General features: G+C 68.0%; 17 protein-coding genes. 9 read left to right on the top strand and 8 right to left on the bottom strand.

What is annotated here, in order from left to right:
• Positions 1 to 26: 26 nt before the first annotated feature.
• Both LQD00_RS04595 and LQD00_RS04590 read left to right on the top strand, forming a co-directional pair.
• Positions 27 to 1190 (top strand): steroid 3-ketoacyl-CoA thiolase, encoded by a 1164-nt coding sequence (locus tag LQD00_RS04595; protein WP_232715873.1) that lies wholly within the window; start codon positions 27 to 29, stop codon positions 1188 to 1190.
• 1 nt (position 1191) lies between these two features.
• Positions 1192 to 1689: a nitroreductase family deazaflavin-dependent oxidoreductase gene (locus tag LQD00_RS04590; protein ID WP_232715872.1), complete on the top strand. Its 498-nt coding sequence runs from the start codon at positions 1192 to 1194 to the stop codon at positions 1687 to 1689.
• A gap of 211 nt (positions 1690 to 1900) precedes the next feature.
• Here the strand turns inward: LQD00_RS04590 and LQD00_RS04585 are convergent, their stop codons facing one another.
• Positions 1901 to 2509: a TIGR03086 family metal-binding protein gene (locus tag LQD00_RS04585; protein ID WP_232715871.1), complete on the bottom strand. Its 609-nt coding sequence runs from the start codon at positions 2507 to 2509 to the stop codon at positions 1901 to 1903.
• A gap of 87 nt (positions 2510 to 2596) precedes the next feature.
• Here LQD00_RS04585 and LQD00_RS04580 point away from each other — a divergent pair, with 87 nt between their 5' ends.
• Entirely contained in the window at positions 2597 to 3556 is a 960-nt protein-coding gene (locus LQD00_RS04580) for a helix-turn-helix transcriptional regulator (protein WP_232715870.1), read from the top strand.
• A gap of 118 nt (positions 3557 to 3674) precedes the next feature.
• Here the strand turns inward: LQD00_RS04580 and fadD8 are convergent, their stop codons facing one another.
• Positions 3675 to 5321 carry a fatty-acid--CoA ligase FadD8 gene (gene fadD8, locus LQD00_RS04575; RefSeq protein ID WP_040535727.1) on the bottom strand — a complete coding sequence of 549 codons (1647 nt, stop codon included), beginning with the start codon at positions 5319 to 5321 and terminating at the stop codon, positions 3675 to 3677.
• 157 nt (positions 5322 to 5478) lie between these two features.
• On the opposite strand from fadD8, the gene LQD00_RS04570 reads away from it, so the two are divergent.
• Positions 5479 to 6135: a GNAT family N-acetyltransferase gene (locus tag LQD00_RS04570; RefSeq protein ID WP_232715869.1), complete on the top strand. Its 657-nt coding sequence runs from the start codon at positions 5479 to 5481 to the stop codon at positions 6133 to 6135.
• A 68-nt stretch (positions 6136 to 6203) separates the two neighbouring features.
• On the opposite strand, the gene LQD00_RS04565 is transcribed toward LQD00_RS04570, so the two are convergent.
• Genes LQD00_RS04565 through LQD00_RS04555 form a run of 3 tightly spaced genes read right to left on the bottom strand, consistent with a single transcriptional unit; the run spans position 6204 to position 8306 of the window.
• A complete protein-coding gene (locus LQD00_RS04565; protein ID WP_232715868.1) occupies positions 6204 to 6581 on the bottom strand; it encodes a hypothetical protein in 378 nt (125 codons plus the stop codon).
• Positions 6578 to 7474, bottom strand: coding sequence for an SDR family oxidoreductase (locus tag LQD00_RS04560; RefSeq protein ID WP_232715867.1), 897 nt, complete (start codon positions 7472 to 7474; stop codon positions 6578 to 6580). Before LQD00_RS04560 ends, LQD00_RS04565 begins: the two co-directional genes overlap by 4 nt.
• 43 nt (positions 7475 to 7517) lie before the next feature.
• Positions 7518 to 8306 carry an SDR family oxidoreductase gene (locus LQD00_RS04555; RefSeq protein WP_232715866.1) on the bottom strand — a complete coding sequence of 263 codons (789 nt, stop codon included), beginning with the start codon at positions 8304 to 8306 and terminating at the stop codon, positions 7518 to 7520.
• Positions 8307 to 8397: 91 nt separating this feature from the next.
• On the opposite strand from LQD00_RS04555, the gene echA20 reads away from it, so the two are divergent.
• From echA20 to LQD00_RS04530, 5 genes are all read left to right on the top strand, one after another.
• On the top strand, positions 8398 to 9183 hold the full coding sequence (echA20, locus tag LQD00_RS04550; protein WP_006866245.1) for a (7aS)-7a-methyl-1,5-dioxo-2,3,5,6,7,7a-hexahydro-1H-indene-carboxyl-CoA hydrolase: 786 nt from the start codon (positions 8398 to 8400) through the stop codon (positions 9181 to 9183).
• 1 nt (position 9184) lies between these two features.
• Complete coding sequence (locus LQD00_RS04545; RefSeq protein ID WP_232715865.1) at positions 9185 to 10078, top strand: CoA transferase subunit A; 894 nt, start codon at positions 9185 to 9187, stop codon at positions 10076 to 10078.
• Positions 10075 to 10839 carry a CoA-transferase subunit beta gene (locus LQD00_RS04540; protein ID WP_232715864.1) on the top strand — a complete coding sequence of 255 codons (765 nt, stop codon included), beginning with the start codon at positions 10075 to 10077 and terminating at the stop codon, positions 10837 to 10839. Before LQD00_RS04545 ends, LQD00_RS04540 begins: the two co-directional genes overlap by 4 nt.
• Positions 10836 to 11924: an NAD(P)H-dependent flavin oxidoreductase gene (locus LQD00_RS04535; RefSeq protein WP_232715863.1), complete on the top strand. Its 1089-nt coding sequence runs from the start codon at positions 10836 to 10838 to the stop codon at positions 11922 to 11924. Before LQD00_RS04540 ends, LQD00_RS04535 begins: the two co-directional genes overlap by 4 nt.
• A gap of 98 nt (positions 11925 to 12022) precedes the next feature.
• Positions 12023 to 12820, top strand: a complete 798-nt coding sequence (locus tag LQD00_RS04530; protein ID WP_232715862.1) for an ABC transporter ATP-binding protein — start codon at positions 12023 to 12025, stop codon at positions 12818 to 12820.
• Between the two features lie 243 nt (positions 12821 to 13063).
• Here the strand turns inward: LQD00_RS04530 and LQD00_RS04525 are convergent, their stop codons facing one another.
• From LQD00_RS04525 to LQD00_RS04515, 3 genes are read right to left on the bottom strand one after another with little or no spacing between them, the layout of a single operon-like run.
• Positions 13064 to 14800 carry an ABC transporter ATP-binding protein gene (locus tag LQD00_RS04525; protein ID WP_232715861.1) on the bottom strand — a complete coding sequence of 579 codons (1737 nt, stop codon included), beginning with the start codon at positions 14798 to 14800 and terminating at the stop codon, positions 13064 to 13066.
• The gene (locus LQD00_RS04520; protein ID WP_232715860.1) at positions 14797 to 16701 is read right to left on the bottom strand and encodes an ABC transporter ATP-binding protein; all 1905 of its coding nucleotides are present in this window, start codon (positions 16699 to 16701) and stop codon (positions 14797 to 14799) included. Before LQD00_RS04520 ends, LQD00_RS04525 begins: the two co-directional genes overlap by 4 nt.
• A 57-nt stretch (positions 16702 to 16758) precedes the next feature.
• Entirely contained in the window at positions 16759 to 17391 is a 633-nt protein-coding gene (locus tag LQD00_RS04515; RefSeq protein ID WP_308195920.1) for a TetR/AcrR family transcriptional regulator, read from the bottom strand.
• Positions 17392 to 17416 lie beyond the last annotated feature (25 nt).

The raw sequence follows: 17416 nt of genomic DNA, 5'->3' as shown, positions 1-17416 counted from the left end.
TCCGCCGGGTGAACGAAGGAGTGGAGATGGGCGTTCCGGTCATCGTGGAAGCAGTACGCACGCCGATCGGCAAGCGCGCCGGGTGGTTGTCAGGCCTCCATGCAGAGGAGTTGCTGGGCATCACGCAGCGCGGACTCATCGAGAAGGCCGGTATCGACCCGGCTCTCGTTGAGCAGGTCATCGGTGGCTGCGTCACGCAGGCCGGCTCGCAGGCGGGCAACGTCTCCCGGAAGGCATGGCTGTCCGCCGGACTCCCCGAGCACACCGGTGCCACGACGATCGACGCCCAGTGCGGATCGGCCCAGCAGGCCAACCACCTCATCGCCGGGCTCATCGCCTCGGACGCCATCGAGGTCGGCATCGCCTGCGGCGTGGAGACGATGACCACCGTGCCGCTCGGCGCGAACGTCGGCACCAGCGCCGGCCCGTACCACGCGGACTCGTGGAACGTGGACCTGCCGAACCAGTTCGAGGCGGCCGAGCGCATCGCGAAGCGCCGCGGGATCACCCGCGCCGACGTCGACGGACTCGGTGAGCGCAGCCAGCGCCTCGCCCGCCAGGCCTGGGACGAGGGCCGGTTCGACCGCGAGATCCTCTCGTTCAAGGCACCCGAGCGGACCAAGGAAGGCGAGCTCACCGGCAACATCATCGACGTCAGTCGCGACCAGGGCCTGCGTGAGACCACCCTCGAATCCCTCGCGGCCCTCAAGCCCGTCCTCGAGGGCGGCATCCACACCGCCGGCACGTCGTCGCAGATCTCCGACGGCGCCGCCGCCGTGCTGATCATGGACGAGGCCAAGGCCCGCGCCCTCGGGCTGACCCCGCGCGCCCGCATCAAGGCGCAGGCCCTGGTCGGCTCCGAACCCCACTTCCACCTCGACGGCCCGGTCCAGGCGACCGAGCGCGTGCTGGCGAAGTCGGGGATGTCGTTGTCCGACATCGACATCGTCGAGATCAACGAGGCCTTCGCCTCGGTCGTGCTCAGCTGGGCCCAGGTCCACAACGCCGACATGGATCGCGTCAACGTCAACGGCGGCGCCATCGCCCTCGGACATCCCGTGGGCAGCACCGGTTCCCGCCTCATCACGACCGCACTGCACGAGCTGGAGCGTCGCGACGGTCAGACCGCTCTCATCACGATGTGCGCGGGCGGCGCGATGGCCACCGGCACCATCCTCGAGCGCATCTGAGATGCCTCTCCTCGACCCGGACAAGAAGCCCGCACAACTCGATTCGCCGATCGTCGGCACCCTCATCAAGGTCGGCTCGCGGATCAACACGCGCCTGTACAAGGCGACGGGCGGCCGTATCGGTGGCACCTGGCGCGTCGGCGCGGGTCTGAAGAAGCCCGCGCCGGTGCTCCTGCTAACCACCATCGGACGCAAATCGGGTGAACCCCGGACGGTGCCGCTGGTCTACCTCCGTCGCGGCGACCAGTTCGTCGTCGTCGCGTCGCAGGGCGGCTCGGCGAAACACCCCGCCTGGTACCTCAATCTGCGCGACAACCCCGACGTCACCGTCCAGCTCGGCAAGGAGACGTTCAACCTCGTCGCGCGCACCGCGAACGAGACAGAACGCGCCGAGGTGTGGCCGGAACTGGTCGAGGTCTACGCAGACTTCGACACCTACGTCGCCTGGACAGACCGCACGATCCCGGTCGTCATCTGCGAGCCGCGCCCCGCTTCCTGAGGCGCGAGGAGCGAAAGCGACACCACTCCCGCTGCCTGAGGCGCGAGGAGCGAAAGCGACGAGCCACGAAGGCCTCGGTGAGAATGGTCGCCGACCCTTCGTGGCTCGCTTCGCTCGCACCTCAGGGAGCAGTGGGCGTCCATCGCTCGCGCTCAGGGAGCAGTGGGCGGCGCTGCGCTCGCATCTCAGGGAGCAAGGAGGTGCGCCGCGATCACCGAGTGGTGGCGGCTGGAACCCAGTTCGCCGACTCGCGCCCGGACCAGTTCGCCAGGGTCTCGACGGGTCCCGCGCCGGCGCGGGGTTCGACAACGCCACCGAAGGGCACGTTCGGGTCCTGGCGGATCTCGGCGCGGATGAACCGACGGACGATGGCGAGGGTCGCGGTGGCGGCTTCGGGTACCGCTTCCGACGGCTGCCCCGTTGCGACCGCGAGGTCCCATCCGTGCACGAGAGCTTCGTTGACGTAGCCCCACAGTGCGCCGGCGCCGGGCACCTCACCCCACGGCACCTGCACCATCCGGGCGAGCACGGCGTCGTCGGACCAGAGATCGATCGCCCGCGCCGCGACCGTTGCGTATTCCTCCGCGTCGAAATGGTCGGCGATGAACGGCATGGTGCGTACGTCGACCCCCTCGGGTAGCGCGGCCGCTCGCTGTGCCGTGGCAAGCAGATGAGCCCCCAGCGTGCGGACGTCAAACTCGTCGCACGGCGTCGGCGCGGCCAGCTGCTCGGCGGTCACCGCGGAGAGCAGCCCGGTGACCCAGGTGGTGGCGGCTGCGAAGGCCGGGCGGGGATCCGGCGGGGTGGTCGGTGCGTTCATGGTCTTTCCTCTCTCGGTGACTGACGAGTCCAGTCAAACCGGGAAACCTGACACCTTCTGTCATGTTTTTGCGAGAAGATTTCCGGCATGCGCGCTGAACGCCTCATCGCAGTCCTCATGCTGCTCAAGAAGCACGATCGGGTGACCGCGTCGACGATCGCCGCCGAACTCGAGGTGTCGGAGCGGACCGTGCTGCGCGACATCGAGGCACTCTCGCTGTCCGGAGTTCCGGTGTACGCCGAACGTGGCCGGCACGGCGGCTTCTCGCTCGTACCTGGCTATCGCACCGACCTCACGGGACTGACCGTCGAAGAGGCCACCTCGCTCCTCGCCGGAACGGGCCGGCTCGACTCCCCCGCCTTCGCCAGCGCGATGCGCAAGGTCACCGCGGCCCTGCCCGAGACCTACCGGGGTACCGCAGTGCGAGCCGCGCTACGGGTTCTGGTCCGCCCGGAGGGGTTCGTCCATGCGCCGGAGGATCTCGACGCCCTCGACCCGGTACAGTTCGCGGTCTTCGCGGGCAGACGGATCCGCACCCGCTACCGCCCGCGGGGCGCCGTCGAGGCACGCGAGCGGGTCCTCGATCCGGTCGGACTCGTCATCGCAGGCGACACGTGGTACCTCGTCGCACACGGCGTCGGGCCGCGCGACCGGACAGACGAACGGATGTACCGGTTGTCCCGGATGAGCGGGGTCGAGGTCCTCGACGAGCCGGCGGTGCGCGACGAGAACGTGGATCTGAACGAGATCTGGGAGCGTCGTCGTGCTGCGTTCCGGTCCTCGTTCGACCCGGTCGATGTCGTGATCGAATGCGCCGCCGATGACGCCGAACAGGTGCGGTCGATCGCAGCGTCATCGAAAACGTTGGACGCCAACGGAACCCGTCAGCGAGTCGAACTCCGGTTCGCCGACCACCGACATGCCGTTCGCGCGTTGTGGACAACGATGTTCGACCACGACATCGTCGTCGAAGAACCGGAGTGGGTTCGGAAGGCGCTGTCCGATCGAGCGCGAGCACTCTTGTCCGACACTGGAAAACGCCCCTGAGATCGACCCTCCACAGGCGGTCCGACGACACTATGTCGACGGCCCGGCTGCTGAGGGCGGTTCTCGGGGGCGCTTCTCAGGGGCGGTTATCAGCGGCGGTTTCAGCGACGACTGGAGCTCAGCCGACCCCGCGCTCGGAGTCGGCCCAGTACTGCGACCGCAGCGCCTTCTTATCCGGCTTGCCCAGTGCGGTCAGCGGCAACGAGTCGGCGAAGATGACCCGCTTCGGCGACTGCACCGCACCCTTACGATCCTTGACAGTCTGCTGGATCTCGGCGGTGATGCGTTCCTTCGCAGCGTCGTCGGCGTCCGCGTCGGCACGCAGCACGACGATCGCGGTGACCGCCTCACCCCACTTCTCGTCGGGCACACCGATGACGCCGACCTGGCCGACGGCCGGATGCTCGGCCACGACGTCCTCGACCTCGCGGGGGAAGACGTTGAAGCCACCGGTGACGATCATGTCCTTGGTGCGGTCGACGATGAACCAGAAGCCGTCCTCGTCCTCACGCGCGACGTCGCCGGTACGCAGCCAACCGTCGCGGAAAGTCTCGGCCGTCTGCTCCGGGAGGCCGAGGTAACCGCCCGCGAGAAGTGGTCCGGCGACACAGATCTCACCCGGTTCGCCCTGCGGCACCGGCTTGTCGTCGGGTCCGAGCAGTGCCGTGCGCAGGAACGCCGACGGCCGGCCGCAGCTGCTCAGGCGACGCTGGTCCTCCCCCGGTCCCGGGTGATCGTCCTTGGCGAGGTAGCTGATCACCATCGGCGCCTCGGACTGTCCGTAGTACTGGGCGAAGATCGGACCGAACCGTTCGATCGCCTCGGCGAGACGCACCGGATTGATCGGCGACGCACCGTAATACACCGTTTCCAGCGACGACAGGTCGCGCGTCCGCGAATCCGGGTGATCCATCAGCGCATACAGCATCGACGGCACGAGCATCGTCGCCGTGATCTTCTGCTCCTCGATGGTCTTGAGGACCTCGGCGGGATCGAACTTCGACAGCACCACCATCGACCCGCCCTTCATGAGGGTCGGGATGAAAAAGGCCGCACCCGCGTGCGACAGCGGCGTGCAGAGCAGGAAGCGCGGGTGTTCCGGCCACTCCCACTCGGCGAGCTGGATCTGGGTCATCGTCGCCATCGCACGTGCGGTTCCGATGACGCCCTTCGGTTTTCCGGTGGTGCCACCGGTGTAGGTGATCGAGACGACGTGGTCGGGCGACAGGTGCGCGGCGACAAGCGGCTTCGGTTCGAAGTTCTCCGCCTCGGCGATGACGTCACGGGCCTGCGCCGACAACTGCTCGGGCACCGGACCGAGGGTCAGCACCTGCTTCAGGCCGGGGACTCGTTCGAGTAGGGCGGCCGCACGTTCGACGAACATCGGCACGGGATCGATGATGAGGGTCGAGACGCCGGCGTCGGCGAGGACGTAGGCGTGGTCGTCGAGCGAGCCGAGCGGGTGGAGCGCGGTGCGTCGCCATCCCTGCGTCTGACCGGCTCCGATCACGAAGAGCACCTCGGGGCGGTTCAGCGCCAGCAGGCCGACCGCGGTGCCGGTGCCCGCGCCCAGACCCTCGAAGGCCTGGATGTAGCGGCTGATCGCGGCGGCCATCTCACCGCCCGTCATCTCCGTGTCACCCAGGGACAGCACGGTGCGATCGGCGTGCCGCTTGAGCGCGGCGACCATCAGGTCGCCCATGTGTGTGCCCCCGCGAAGGTGATCGAAGTCGGTCGGTGCGGTCGTCGTACCCTCGTTCGTCATGTCACAAGACTAGGACGTGTTACAGCTTCAGGAAAGAAGGACCACCAAAATGGCGGTTATTGCTTGTAGAACATGTTCTAAGTTGCCGTCCCGGATGCGCTCGACGAAGCCCCGAGGCCGGCCCACGGAGCCACCGGGGGTGTCCTAGGATCGAAGCATGACTGATCTTGACCAGGCCACCACTCGCCGCGACATCGCCGACGCCCTGCTCACCGCACTGGAGCGTCGACACGAGGTCCTCGACGCCATCGTCGACGCGGAGAATCACGACGAGGCCGTCACCGCCATCGCGGGCCTGCTCGGCAAATCGCAGCTGGGCGCGAAGGCGATCCTGGACATGAAGCTGAACCAGCTGACCAAGGACGAGCGCCGCAAGAACCAGGCTGAGCTCGACGACCTCAACAGCGCCCTCACCTTCACCCTGGCCGAGCGTCCCGCCAGCAGCGGCGACACCCTCGACCTGCGTCCGTTCGACCCGCAGACCGACGCCGAACTGTTCGCGGCCCGCACCGACGAACTCGGCACCGCGGGCGACGGTTCGGGTGCACCGGCCGGTGACGTCGCCGCCGAGATCAGCGCCGCCACCGACCGAGTCGACGCCGAAGAGGCCGTCTGGCTCGTCGCCGTCGAGGGGGACTCCAAGGTGGGCTTCGTCTTCGGCGAGCTCAAGAACGGCGAGGTCGACCTGCGCATCTGGATTCACCCGCAGTACCGCAAGTCCGGGTACGGCACCGCCGCCCTGCGCAAGTCGCGCTCGGAGATGGCCGCGTACTTCCCCGGAGTGCCGATGGTCGTGCGCGCACCCGGCGCCTAGTCCCAGCGCAGACAACCGAACCCACCATCCCGCACGGGGTGGTGGGTTCGGTCGTTCGTGCTTGCAGCTCAGGCGGATTGGGGCCGGGGCAGTCCGAAACGCGCGACGATCGCCCGGATCCGGTTCTCCTCGTCTACGACAAAGGTCTCCGACACCGAAGCACCGAGGCGCAGTGCCCGCGGGCGGACGTGCACCACATATCGGGTGGTGACGCTGTGCCCGTCAACCGTCGCGGTGAAGTCCGAGATCCGGTGGATCAGGCGGAACTGCGGCCCCTTGGCGAGGCTGCGGGCGATGTGCGGCCCGTTGCGCCCGGTCCGCACGCCGAATTCGACGCGGGTGCAATCGGGATGCAACGACACCGCCGACGGGTCGTGGCTGACCAGGGCGTCGACATACGCCCGGGCCGCCGCGATCCGCTGCTGATCTCTGTCTGCCGAGGTCACCGCGCGCCGTAGACCGGCATCGGGACCGGCGCCTTCGCCAGGATCTCCTCGACCACCGGACCGAGTTCGGCGACCTCCCAGCGAGATCCCTTGTCGCGCTCGATGCTTCGCTGCCAACCGTCGGTCACCGAGATCTTGCCGCCCTCGATCTCGAAGACGCGACCGGTCACCGACGCCGATTCGGGCGAGCCGAGCCACACCACGAGCGGTGAGATGTTCGCCGGGTCCATCGCGTCGAACGAGCCGTCGGCCGGAGCTGCCATCTGCGCGGCCATCGCGTCGCCGGCACCCATGGTCATCGCGGTACGGGCAGCCGGCGCGATCGCGTTGACGGTGATGCCGTAACCGCCGAGTTCGGCAGCCGCCTGGATGGTGAGCGCCGAGATCCCCGCCTTCGCGGCGACATAGTTACCCTGCCCGATCGAACCGTACAGTCCGGCACCGGAACTCGTGTTCACGATCCGTGCCTGCGGGGTGCGCCCGGCCTTGGCCTCCGCGCGCCAGTACGCGGCGGCATGCCGCAGGCCGACGAAGTGCCCCTTGAGGTGGACGCGGATGACGGCGTCCCACTCGTCCTCCGACAGCGACACGAGCATGCGGTCACGGACGAAACCGGCGTTGTTGACGAGGACGTCGAGCCGGCCGAAAGTGTCGACGGCGGTGGCCACCATGGCCTCGCCGCTCTGCCAGTCGGCCACGTCGCCCACCGATGCGACGGCCTCGCCACCGGCAGTGGTGATCTCGTCGACGACCTCGGCAGCGAGGTTCTCCGCATAGTCGTTGACCACGACCTTGGCACCGTCGGCGGCGAAGGCGAGAGCATGGGCTCGTCCGATGCCCTGTCCGGCGCCGGTCACGATGACGACACGACCCTCATTCAACTTGCTACTCAAAGCGTTTCCTTTCTGAACTGCAAAGACTTCGAAGTGTGGATGGTCAGACGGCGTTGCCGGCGGTCGACGCGTCGAGGAAGGCGGGCTTCTCGCCGCCACCGTGCACGGTGAGCGTCGAACCGCTGATGTAACCGGCCAGCGGTGACAGCAGGAAGGCGACGGCGTTCCCGACGTCGACGGGCGTCGCCATCCGGCCCAGCGGAATGGTGGCGCCGACGGCTGCCACCCCGGCGTCGTCTCCGTAATGAAGGTGCGACTGTTCGGTCTCGACGGGGCCGGCGACGACCGAGTTCACCCGCACCTTCGGAGCCCATTCGACGGCCAGTGACGTCATCAGGTTGTCGAGGCCGGCCTTCGCCGCACCGTAGGCCGACGTGCCCGGCGACGGCCGGTGCCCGCTGACGCTCGAGACGTTGACGATGGCACCACCGTCCGGCTGCGTCTGCATTACCGTGTTCGCCGCCTTGGCGACGGCGAGCGGCGCCAGGAGGTTGAGGTCGACGATCTTGCTCGCGAAGCGGACCGAGGCGTCGGCGGCCAGCGCGAAGGGCGAACCACCGGCATTGTTGACCACCCCGTCGATGCGGCCGGCGCGGCCGACGATGTCGTCGATCATCGACTCGACGGCGGCGGCGTCGCGGACGTCGCAGGAGAAGAAGTCGATGTCGCGGAGGTCGTCGGCGAGGTTGTCCGCGTTCCGACCGCAGATCACCGGCCGGGCTCCGAGGGCCGACAGCACCCGGGTGATACCCGCGCCGACCCCACGTGCACCGCCGGTGACCAGGACAACCTTCCCGACCAGGCCCAGCTCGGCCTGTGACTGCGTCTGCATGGGTGCTACCCTACCAAACAACCAAGCATTTGCTTGGTTCAATGCTTGCGCAGCCCACGAGGCTGACACCGCAGCCACGAGAGGAGCACGCGTGCCGATCACCACGACACGTACCGAATCCGGCATCGTGACCATCACGGTCGACTACCCGCCGGTCAACGCGCTGCCATCGGCCGCGTGGTTCGAACTCGCCGACGCGGTCACCGCGGCCGGCGTCGACCCGGCCACGCACGTCGTGGTGTTGCGCGCCGAAGGACGCGGCTTCAACGCCGGCGTCGACATCAAGGAGATGCAGGCCACTGAGGGCTTCGACGCCCTGATCGGCGCCAACCGCGGTTGCGCGGCGGCCTTCGGCGCCGTCTACGACTGTGCGGTCCCGGTGATCGTCGCGGTCAACGGCTTCTGCGTCGGCGGTGGCATCGGTCTGGTCGGCAACGCCGACGTCATCGTCGCCTCCGACGACGCGGTCTTCGGGCTTCCGGAGGTCGATCGCGGAGCACTCGGTGCAGCAACACATCTCGCGCGCCTGGTGCCTCAGCACATGATGCGCACCCTCTACTTCACGGCAAAGAACGTGACGGCGCAGCAACTCGAGCACTTCGGTTCGGTGTACCGCGTCGTGCCCCGCGAGGAACTCCTCGACGCCGCGCTCGAGGTCGCCGAGGCCATCGCCGCCAAAGACACCCGGGTCATCCGGGCGGCCAAGGAGGCCATCAACCACATCGACCCGGTCGACGTGAAGGCCAGCTACCGCCTCGAACAGGGTTTCACCTTCGAGCTGAACCTGGCCGGCGTCGCCGACGAGCATCGCGATGCGTTCGTCTCGACCGGAAAGCCACTCACCTCGAACGCTTCTCACAACGGAGGACACGCCTGAGATGCCGACCGACAAGACAAGCACTCTCGATGACGTCGTCGCGGAACTCCGCGACGGCATGACCATCGGCATCGGCGGCTGGGGTTCGCGCCGCAAGCCGATGGCACTGGTCCGCGCGATCGCCCGCTCGGACGTCAAGGACCTCGCGGTCGTGACCTACGGCGGCCCCGACCTCGGACTGCTCTGCGCCGCTGGCAAGGTGCGCCGTGCCTACTACGGTTTCGTCTCGCTGGACTCCGCCCCCTTCTACGACCCGTGGTTCGCCAAGGCGCGCACCAACGGCGAGATCGAGGTACGTGAGATGGACGAAGGCATGGTCAAGTGCGGCCTCGAGGCCGCCGCGGCCCGTGTGCCGTTCCTCCCGATCCGGGCCGGACTCGGTTCCGATGTCCTGAACTTCTGGGAGGGTGAGCTCAAGACCGTCGAGTCCCCCTACCCGGACGCCGACGGGCGGACCCAGACGCTGGTCGCGATGCCGGCACTGAAGCTCGACGCCGCGTTCGTCCATCTCGACCTGGCCGACGCGCACGGCAACGCCGCCTACACCGGCGTCGACCCGTACTTCGACGATCTCTACTGTGGGGCAGCCGAACGCCGCTACCTGGAGGCCGATCAGATCGTCTCCACCGAGGTCCTGGTGAAAACCGTTCCGCATCAGCGACTCCTGCTGAACCGCATGAACGTCGACCGGGTCGTGCACACCCCCAACGGGGCGCATTTCACGTTCGCCGGTGAGTATGGACGAGACGAGAAGTTCCAGCAGTTCTACGTGGCCTCCGCCAAGGAGCCCGACACCTGGGAGGCGTTCTCCCGCCGATTCCTCCAGGTCGACGAGGAGACCTACCAGCGCGAGGTCAGTGCCTGGCAGGACGAGCAGAAGGAGGACGGACAGTGAGCACCGCAGAGACCCAGGTCGAAGTCACCAGGGCCGAGTACTGCGTCATCTCGTGCGCCGACATCTTCGCCGGCGCAGGCGAGATCATGGCGTCGCCGATGGCGCCCGTCCCGCTGCTCGGCGCCCGCCTGGCACGTCTGACGACCGAACCCGACCTGCTGATCACCGACGGCGAGGCGCTGATCCTCGCCGACACCCCGCCGATCGGCAAGACCGGCCCCATCGAGGGCTGGATGCCGTTCCGCAAGGTGTTCGACGTCGTGGCGTCGGGCCGTCGTCATGTGGTCATGGGCGCCAACCAGATCGACCGCCACGGCAACCAGAACCTGTCGGCGTTCGGGCCGCTGCAGCACCCGACACGCCAGATGTTCGGCGTGCGTGGGGCTCCCGGCAACACGATCAACCATCCGACCAGCTACTGGGTCGCCCGGCACTCCGCCCGCGTCTTCGGTGACACGGTCGACATCGTGTCCGGCGTCGGCTTCGACAAGGTCGACCCGGCCAACCCCGCGTTCGACGACCTCAACATCCATCGGGTGGTCACCAACCTCGGCGTCGTCGACTTCGGCGGGGCGAACCACACGATGCGGGCGCTGTCGCTGCATCCGGGGGTCACCGCCGACGAGGTCGCCGAGAACACCGGTTTCGAGATCGAAGGCCTCGCCGACGCTCCGGAGACGCGGCAGCCCACCGCGGAAGAACTGAGCCTGATCCGAGACGTGCTCGATCCGAAGGGCATTCGCAACAAGGAAGTCCGATGAGTGCGGCCAGGGCCGCCGGTCTGTCCACCTCGTTCACCGAGCTCGTCGGGATCGAGTACCCGATCGTGCAGACGGGCATGGGCTGGGTGTCCGGGCCGTCGCTGACCTCGGCGACGTCGAACGCCGGTGGCCTGGGCATCCTGGCGTCGGCGACGATGACCTACGGCGAACTCGAGGCGGCGATCGCCAAGACGAAGTCGTTGACCAGCAAGCCCTTCGGCGTGAACATGCGTGCCGATGCCACCGACGCGCCGGAGCGGATCGACCTCCTGATCCGTGAGGGCGTCAAGGTCGCGTCGTTCGCACTCGCCCCGAAGCCCGAACTGATCAAGAAGCTCAAGGACCACGGCATCGTCGTGATCCCGTCGATCGGTGCGGCCAAGCATGCGGTGAAGGTCGCCTCGTGGGGCGCCGACGCCGTGATCGTGCAGGGCGGCGAGGGCGGCGGACACACCGGTCCGGTCGCCACCACCCTGCTGCTGCCGTCGGTGCTGGATGCGCTGGCGGCGAAGGACATCGACATGCCGGTGGTCGCGGCCGGCGGCTTCTTCGACGGCCGTGGCCTGGCTGCGGCGCTCGCCTACGGCGCCCAGGGCGTCGCGATGGGCACCCGGTTCCTGCTGACGTCCGACAGCGCGGTTCCCGACTCGGTCAAGCAGGAATACCTGCAGCGCGGGCTCAACGACACCGTCGTCTCGGTGAAGGTCGACGGCATGCCCCATCGCGTGCTGCGCACCCCGCTCGTCGAGGCACTCGAGAGCGGCAGCCCGGTCAAGGCACTCTTCGCCGCGGCACGAAATGCCAACGAGTTCAAGCAGATGACCGGCATGCGCTGGACCGCCATGCTCAAAGACGGTCGCACGATGAAGAAGTCGGGCGAACGCACCTGGCAGCAGGTCATCATGGCCGGCAACACCCCGATGCTGCTGAAGGCCGGCCTCGTCGAGGGCGACACCCGCGCGGGTGTCCTCGCCTCGGGTCAGGTCGTCGGCATGATCGAGGATCTACCCAGCTGCGACGAGCTGATCCAGTCGATCATGACGCAGGCCCACGAGCGGTTGAAGACGCTCGGGTCGTTGGGCTGACACACCCACCACACCGAGTGCGGGATGGGTGCCGGGTTCCGGCACCCATCCCGCATTCGGCGTTCGGCCGTCACGGCGGGGTCCGGTAGCGTCGCACCGTGACGACTCCCGATGTGCTGCGCCTGGATTCCGTCGACTTCGTGCGGCAGTCCCGCGCGATCCTCAGCGACATCAACCTCACCATCCGGGCCGGCGAGCGCTGGGCGCTGATCGGTCCGAACGGTGCGGGCAAATCGACGATCCTGAGCCTGTGCGGCGCGGAACAGCATCCGACGCACGGCACCGTGCACGTCCTCGGACACCAACTCGGTCGCGTCGAGATCCGGAAGCTGCGCGAGTCCATCGGGCACGTCAATCCACGGCATCCGCTGCGGTCACCGCTGTCGATCCGCGAGGTCGTGCTGACGGGCGCAACCGGCACCACCGAGCTGATGGACCACCGGACACCCGCCCCCGAGACCCTCGCCCGCGCCGACGAACTGATCGAGATGCTCGGCCTGAGCGCCCTCGCGTCGGCGTCGTGGACAAACCTGTCGCAGGGCGAACGCGGCCGGACGCTGATCGCCCGCGCGCTGCTGTCCGATCCGCAACTACTTCTGCTCGACGAGCCGTCGACCGGCCTCGATGTGGCCGCCCGAGAACGCCTTCTGCAGACCGTCGACCGCCTCCACCGGACACACCCCGAACTCGCGACCGTCCTCGTCACCCATCACCTCGAAGAACTCCCTGAGACGACGACGCACGCCGTGCTGGTCTCCGGCGGCCGCATCCTCGCCGCCGGCCCGGTCCACGACACCCTCACCACCGAATTGGTGACCGAGTGCTTCGACTACCCCATCGAGATCACGCACCAGGACGGACGCTGGTCGGCGCGGGGCGCGGGCGGCGCGTCGTGAAGGTCGCTCCTCGGGGCCCCATGCTCCCTGAGGTGCGAGCGAAGCGACCCCCTGCTCCCTGAGGTGCGAGCGAAGCGGCCCCCCTTGCTCCCTGAGGTGCGAGCGAAGCGAGCCACGAAGGGCTGCCGGCGACCTATCTCACCAGGCCTTCGTGGCTCGTCGCTATCGCTCCTCGCACCTCAGGCAGCGAGAGGACCCGCTCCTTCGATTCCAGGCAGCAAGGGGCTCAGCTCCTTGCACGAGTCAGGACGACGGCGTGAGCGTCCAACCGGCGGCGGCGGTGCGCTGGTTCCAGAACTCGGTGTAACGGCCTCCGCGACCGAGGAGTTCGTCGTGGGTGCCGATGTCGTCGACGCCGCCCTCGTCGTCGAGGACGACGATCTGGTCGGCGGCGATGACGGTGGACAGCTTGTGCGCGATGACGAGCACGGTGCTGCGGTCGGCGAGGCGGCGGATGGATTCGGCGACATGCGACTCGTTCTCCGGGTCGAGGGCGGACGTCGCCTCGTCGAAGAGCACGATCGGGGCGTCCTTGAGCAGGGCCCGCGCGATCGAGACTCGTTGACGCTCACCGCCGGACAGCGCCGAACCGCCTTCACCGACAACGGTCTGCCAACCGTCGGGCAGCCGCTCGACGATGGAGGTGACGCCGGCGGTCTCGGCGGCCGCGCGGATCTCGTCGTCGGTGGCGTCGGGACGGCCGAGTTTGATGTTCTCCCACAGGGTGTCGTCGAAGAGGTAGACGTCCTGGAAGACCTGCGACAGCTGTCCCATCAGGGCACCGGTCTCCTGGTCGCGGACATCGGTGCCGCCGACCCTCACCGACCCGCCGTCGACGTCGTAGAAGCGGGCGATCAGTCGGAAGATGGTCGACTTGCCCGACCCCGACGGTCCGACGAGCGCGGTCATCGTTCCGGGCCGTGCCCGCAGGGACACGTCCCGCAGCACCGGGGTGCCGTTCTCGTAACCGAAGGCGACCTTCGACAGTTCGACCGCGCCCGGCTCGGTGATCGGCTTCGGCTGATCCGGGACGGGCATGCGGTCGGTGTCGAGGACCCCGGTGATGCGGTTGATCTCGTCGGTCGACATGCGCAGCGTCGAACCGAGTTCGGCGAGTTCGCCGATCGGTCCGAAGAAGCGTGCGGCAAGGCCGAACACCGCGACCAGCAGGGCCGGCTCGATGTGGCCGGCCACCGCGAGCCAGGCACCGAGAGCGAGGACGGCGCTGAACACGACCTGCACCGTCAGGCCGTTGAGCAGGATGCCGAGGATGGAGCGCCACAGCATCGACTTGCCCACGCGCGCTTGCTGACCGAGCGCCTCGGCCAGCGGGACGTGCGCGGAGTCGGCGGCACCGAAAGCGCGCAGCACCGCCTGGCACCGCGCATACTCCAGCACCCGGTTGTTGACCTTCACGGCCTCGGCCCGCTTGCGGCGCTCCGCCTTCGACAAGAACTGACTGGACAGCTTGCCGACATACATCAGGACCAGTGTCCCGGCGACCATCAGCAACCCGATCCGCCAGTCGAAGAAGCAGATCCCCAGCACGACAACCACGGAGCTGACCGTGTTCACCACGACCGGCGTGATGTAGTGCGCGCCAGTGCTGCCGACGAACATCGTTCCCTTGACGGCGATCTGCGAGACGTCGCCGATACGCTCGCGCGTGAACCAGCCGAGCGGCAGCGTGACCATGTGGTCGCCGAGCCGGTGATGGAGCATGCGCATCGCGTACAGGGCCATCGTCATGCCCTTGAGGGACTGGATGTACGCGCTGACCGCACAGATCAGCACCAGAACGGCCAAGGGCCACAACCACTTCGCGGCGGCCGAGAGGTCACCGTCGAGGAGGTTCTCGGTGATCGGGACGAGCGTGAGCATCGCGAGACCCTGGGCGACGCCGTAGAGGACGACCCAGCTCAGGAAGACGACCATCCGAGCGCGCTCGGAACCCAGGATCGTGTAGAAACCGCGGATCATCGCGCCACCTCGTCACTTCCGACCACGCCGAGCGCGATCTTCTCGTCCTGCCTGGAGGTGCCGGCCTCGTAACTGGCCCACATCGACGCGTACAGACCGCCGTTGGCCACCAGATCCTCCTGACGTCCCTGTTCGACGACGCGCCCGCGGTCGAGCACGACGATGTTGTCGGCGTGGGTGATCGAACCGAGCCGGTGTGCGATGACCAGGACCGTCCGCCCGACCATCAGCGCACCGATGGCCTGCTGGATCTGCGCCTCCGACTCCGGGTCGGCGAAGGCGGTCGCCTCGTCGAGAACCAGGATCGGGGTGTCCGCGAGCAGGGCGCGGGCGATCGAGACGCGCTGCGCCTCACCGCCGGAGAAGTGCGCACCGTCGCCGACCACGGTGTCGTAACCGTCGGGCAGCTCCAGGATCCGCTCGTGGATCTGGGCCGCACGAGCGGCGTCGTGGACCTGTTCCTCGGTGGCCTCGGGACGGCCGAGTCGGATGTTGTCGCGGACCGACATCGTCAGCAGCTGCACATCCTGCAATACGAAGCCGACGTGTCGGTAGAGCTCGGTGGGAGCGATGTCGCGGACGTCGACGCCGCCGATGCGCACCGATCCGGAGTCCGGATCGCCGAAACGCGGCAGCAGGGTCGCAAGCGTCGACTTGCCGCTGCCCGACGGCCCGACGAGCGCGGTCACGGTGCCTTCGGCGAGTTCGACGCTGACGCCGTCGAGCGCCTTCACCCCGGACGGCACGCCGAGACGCGGCGGATAGGTGAAGTGCACGTTCTCGATTCGCACGTCGTGACCGGCGGGAACCTGGGGGTTCTCCGGGATGGTCAGCTCGGGTTCGGCGAGCAGGTCGGCGATGCGCAATGCCGCGGCCGAGGCCTGCTGACGGGTGTGGACCGCCGTCGAGACGGTGAGCAGCGCGGTCGGCAGGATCATCGCGATCAGCGTCGAACCGACCAGCTCGATCGGCGTGACCCACCCCTTGTCGACGAACCAGTAACCGACGCCGAGGTTGACCAGCAGGATCAGTGGTGCGGAGATCAGGACCGTGGTGATGGCCTGCACGCGCAACATCGGACCCATGTAGTCGGCGAAGTCGTCGTTGAACTCATCGGCGGCATCGATGAAGCGGCGGTGCGCCTTTCCGGTCTGCCCGAACGTCTTGACCACCGCGACACCGGCGATGAACTCGACGATGGTGGCGCTGATCCGGGCGACGCCCTTGTCCATCTTCTCCATCTCGGCGGTGAGATCTCGCGCCATGTAGGAGTAGGTGAGGGCGTACAGCGGCACCGTGGCGATGGCCAGCAGACCGAGACGCCAGTCGAGGATGAAGCAGTAGATCAGCGCGAAGATCGGCGACAGGACCGCCGCGGTCGCCTCCACTTGGGCGTGCGCCACCAGATAGTGCAGGTCGGCGACGTCGTTCTGTACCGATTTGCGTACCGCGCCCGAACTGGTGCGGCTGAACCATCCGAGCGGGAGCCGACCGAGCTTGTCGGCGATGCGGATTCGGAGTTGCGCCTGGAGGTCGAGGTCGGCGAAGTGGGTGATCGCCAGCGCGAGGAACGCGAACAGGGCCCGCGCTGCGAGCCCGCCGACGACGAGCCACACGATCAGCCACACACGGCCGGTGTCGGTCGGTCCCGGTGCCAGCAACGTGCGACCGAGTTCGACGATACCGATGAAGGGCACCACCGTGGCGGCCGAGGCGAAGATCTGGACGAGCTGCGCGACAACGGTGCGCGTCTTCACCGGTGCCAGGACATCGGCGAGAGCCGCCGACTTGGCCTTGGCCTCCGCGCGGGCCTTGATCCTCGCGGCCTTCGGATCGCCGGGCGCGTCCCCGGACTCCGGAGTCGGCGCAGGTGCGGCCACTTGTGTTCCGCCAATTGTCATGACCGCACCTTATCGGCCGCCGGCCAATGTAGGGAAAGGTACCCTAAGTTACGGCGATCAGCGGGGCAGAATGCCGTCGAGGACGATCGACAGGTACTGGTCGGCGATCGACTCCACGGTCATCGGACCTCCCGGCCGGTACCAGCGCACGGCCACCCACACGGTGTCACGCATGAAGCGGTAGACCAATTCGACGTCGAGATCCGGGCGGAACTCACCGTCGTCGACGCCGCGCTGCAAGACCGCATGCCACAGCTGGCGGAACTCGACGTTCAGCTCGCCGATGTAGCCGAAGCGTTCCTGCCCCGACAACCGCTTGGCCTCGTCCTGGTAGATCGCGACCGCGTTGCGTTCGGCGTCGATGGACTCGAACGACGCCACGACGAGCCCGCGGAGCGTCTCGCTCGCGGAGAGTCCCGCGCCGGCGATCTCGCGGTAGCGGGCGAACAGGTCGTCGAGGAAGCGGCGCAGGATCTCGTCCACCATCGACTCCTTCGAGTCGAAGTGGTGATAGAGGCTGCCCGACAGGATTCCCGCAGCGTCGGCGATGTCGCGGACCGTCGTCGAACGCAGGCCGTTCTCGGCGAACATCCGCCCGGCGGTGGCGAGCAGCTCGTCGCGGCGCGACGAACGGACGGCGGTGTCGGCGCCGGTCTTCGCCTCGGTCTTGGTCTGGCCTCGTGGGGACACGCATCCTCCTGGAGAGTCTGCCCAT

The organism is Gordonia metallireducens (assembly GCF_021245825.1).
Taxonomy (GTDB): Bacteria; Actinomycetota; Actinomycetes; order Mycobacteriales; family Mycobacteriaceae; genus Gordonia; species Gordonia namibiensis.
This window is presented reverse-complemented; position numbering and strand designations above follow the sequence as displayed.